This is a genomic window from Pseudomonas sp. VMV1 (assembly GCF_056790235.1).
In genome coordinates, this window is the sequence record NZ_JBXGSE010000029.1 from 1 (window position 1) to 3,253 (window position 3,253).

Here is a 3,253-nt window from a genome sequence, read left to right on the forward strand (position 1 = left end):
ACCCCCCGCCGCTTGTGCCGCATCCTCGGCACGCAGCCCTGTGAGGATGCGCTGGACGATAAGGGCTCGACCTCGAGGGGTAAGACGGGCATGTTTATGCAGGTTCATCCGGGGCTCCTCGAAGGCTGTGTTGGTCGCGCTTCCAGAATTCCGGGAATGCCCCGGATGAACAACCTACTGAGAGATCACAGCTAGGCCTCTAGCAGGCAGAGGCTAGGCCCTCACAACTGAGGTTAGGCCATTGCTTCAGCTGGGCCGAAAAACTCATAGCGCGCCTGATTCTCTGGAACCCCGATATCGCTTAGTGCACGTTTCATGAAAGCCATGAACGGTTTGGGACCGAGGAAATAGGCGTCCACATTGCGGTTGGCAGGCAACCATTCCTGAAGATGCGTGATGGATGGAAACCCGACTGCATCTGGCGTGTAGGCTTCCTGTCCGGCGTGTTCCGCGTAGACCACATGGGCTTCGAATAGGGGATAGCGCTCTTGCCATTCGCGCAACAGCTCCGAGAATGCGTGTACTTGGCTATTACGGGCGTAGTGAATGAAGGTCACTGGACGCTCACCTGCCTCCAACGCTTGTGCGGCCATTGCCAGCGTTGGAGTTATGCCGACCCCGCCGCTGATCAGCACCAGCGGTTTGGTATCATGGGTGAGCGTGAAATCCCCGGACGGTGGAAACAGGTCAAGCGTACTTCCTACTGCGACGTGATCATGCAGGTACGTCGAGGCCACACCATCTTTCTCACGCTTCACGCTGATGCGGTAGAAGACACCGTTCGCCTGCTCGCTCAGCGAGTAGTTTCGGCGAATCTCTTTCCCGTCGATCATCAGCCGCACGCCGATGTACTGACCGGCTTCGTGTTTGATGATGGGTTGATGATCAGACGGTACCAGGTAAAACGAAGTAATTTCCGTGCTCTCGACTACCTTTCTTGAGACAGTGAATTGCCGGGCGCCACGCCAGCCGCCGGGTGCGGCGGCGATGGCGTCATAAGCGTTTCGCTCCCCTTCAATCAATATATCCGCAAGCTGCTGGTAAGCTGCGGCCCAGGCTGCGATCACTTCATCGGTAGCAACCTCTGCACCTAGTACTTCGCGGATCGCTTGCAGCAGGCATGACCCCACAATAGGGTAATGCTCTGGAAGGATTTGTAGCGCGACGTGCTTGTTAATGATTTGGCTGGCCAAGCCACCTAGGTTTTCTAGCCTATCAATGTTCCTTGCATACATAAGCACGCCGTTGGCCAGGGCCCGAGGCTGCGAGCCGTTGGTCTGATGTGCTTGGTTGAACAGCGGACGCACATCCGGATGCGTGTCCAGCATAAGCTGGTAGAAATAGGTGATAAGCGCCTCGCCTCCTGTTTCTAGCAGAGGAACAGTCGCTTTGATGATGTCGTATTGGGCAGAAGTAAGCATGGGAACTCCAGGGTTTAGGGTCTTTGCTTTTGGTGGAGCAAGTGGCGTGCCACAATTAAAATCCTTGTAAATCAATGCCTGTGCGGGGTAAAAGGTTTTTTTGACCGAGTCATTAAGACCTATTTTATGAATAAAGATGTCGTTTCGACCCATCAGATCCGGGCGCTTCAGGCACTCCTTCCGCTCCTAAACGATCTAACTGCGGAAATTCCTTCGCACACCCGTTATCAGCGTGTATTAGATGCCTTGCAAAACCTTTTGCCGTCAGATGCTGTAGCGTTGCTACGTTTGGATGAAGATGAACTCACTCCTGTTGCAGCGTATGGCTTGGCTCAGGACGCGATGGCCCGACGTTACCGTGTCGCAAACCACCCCCGGTTGGAAGCAATCGTCGAGGCTCGAGGGGCAGTGCTTTTCCCTCCTGATTGCAAGCTGCCCGATCCTTATGACGGGTTAATCGGCTCGAGTGCCTTGCCGGTACATGATTGCATGGGCTGTTCGTTGCGGATTAATGAAAAGACTTGGGGAGTTCTGACGCTCGATGCACTCACTGTCGGACAGTTTTCGGAACAGGACCTACAAACCATCGAGACGTTTGCCGTGTTCGCAGCAGCGACCGTAGTGGCGGCATCGCAATTCGATGAACTCCTGCGCACGGTAGCAGGGGAAAGAAAACGGGCAGAAGCCTACCGACTCACCGCTCACCCTTCTAAACCAGCGATGATTGGAAGCAGCGAAAGCTTTAAGCAGCTGCTTTCCGAAATTGACCTGGTAGCGCCAAGCGATCTCACTGTATTGATTACCGGTGAAACAGGGGTCGGTAAAGAATTAGTTGCCCAACGGCTCCACGACGTTTCAGCCCGAGCGGATAAACCATTCATCACCGTCAATTGCGCCGCCCTTCCTAAGCATTTGGTTGAAAGCGAGCTGTTTGGACACGTCAAAGGCGCATTCTCGGGTGCTATCGAAAACAGGCTTGGTAAATTTGAAGTGGCCAGTGGCGGGACGCTTTTCTTAGATGAGATCGGTGAACTCCCTTTAGCCGTACAAGCCACCATGCTTCGCGTACTTCAGGGCGGGCATTTGCAACGGGTAGGCTCCGACAAACCCCATACTGTTGATATCCGCCTGTTCGCGGCCACCAATCGCAATTTGGAGGATGAGGTTCGTGCGGGTCGCTTTCGAGCAGACCTGTACCATCGTCTGAGCGTCTATCCATTACGGGTTCCTTCGCTAAGGGAACGTCGGGAAGACATAATGCTGTTGGCAGGCGCTTTTGCCGAAGAGAACCGCTGGCGGGTGGGCATGCCCTCATTGCGTTTTTCTGAGGCTGCCCGTCAGGCACTGATGGGGTATTCCTGGCCAGGGAATGTGCGCGAGCTGGAGCACCTGATGGCTAGGGCAGCGCTCAAAGCCAAGAAACGTGCCTTTCTCACGACAGGAATAGACGTACTTTCATTTGAGCTGCAGGACTTGGACCTCCCCGAATTTCAAGCTGGCGCGGCGGCTATAGAGTCACGTCACGTTCCATCAAAGCAGCTGCCCGGGGGTGATTTTAGATCAGCTGTAGATGGGTACAAAAGACAGCTTCTGGAAGAGGCACTTAGGGACAATGGTGGCAATGTAGCTGCTGCGGCTCGGAGCCTAGACCTTGATAGGGCTAACCTAACACGCCTTGCCGCAAGGCTTGGAGTCTGCATTAATCGCAAAGGCTAAAGTGTTAGTCTACTCAGGCGTATCAAATCAAATAGTTTATGTGCTTTTGATAGCTGGTTTCATAAATGGTTTGGGCTTGGGACGAAATTCAGTAAAGATATAAAGATGATCTTTAT

The 3,253-nt window shown here is 53.8% G+C and carries 3 protein-coding genes; 1 reads left to right on the forward strand and 2 read right to left on the reverse strand.

Going from position 1 to position 3,253, the window contains the following annotated elements:
• A partial coding sequence (locus ACUCV0_RS23930) for a leucine zipper domain-containing protein (RefSeq protein ID WP_482213919.1) occupies window positions 1-108 on the reverse strand: 108 nt, incomplete at its 3' end.
• Window positions 109-233: 125 nt separating this feature from the next.
• A complete protein-coding gene (gene hmpA / locus ACUCV0_RS23935) occupies window positions 234-1,421 on the reverse strand; it encodes an NO-inducible flavohemoprotein (RefSeq protein ID WP_158896630.1) in 1,188 nt (395 codons plus the stop codon).
• Between the two features lie 126 nt (window positions 1,422-1,547).
• Here hmpA and norR point away from each other — a divergent pair, with 126 nt between their 5' ends.
• Window positions 1,548-3,137: a nitric oxide reductase transcriptional regulator NorR gene (norR, locus tag ACUCV0_RS23940; RefSeq protein ID WP_158896628.1), complete on the forward strand. Its 1,590-nt coding sequence runs from the start codon at window positions 1,548-1,550 to the stop codon at window positions 3,135-3,137.
• The last annotated feature ends 116 nt before the right edge of the window (window positions 3,138-3,253 follow it).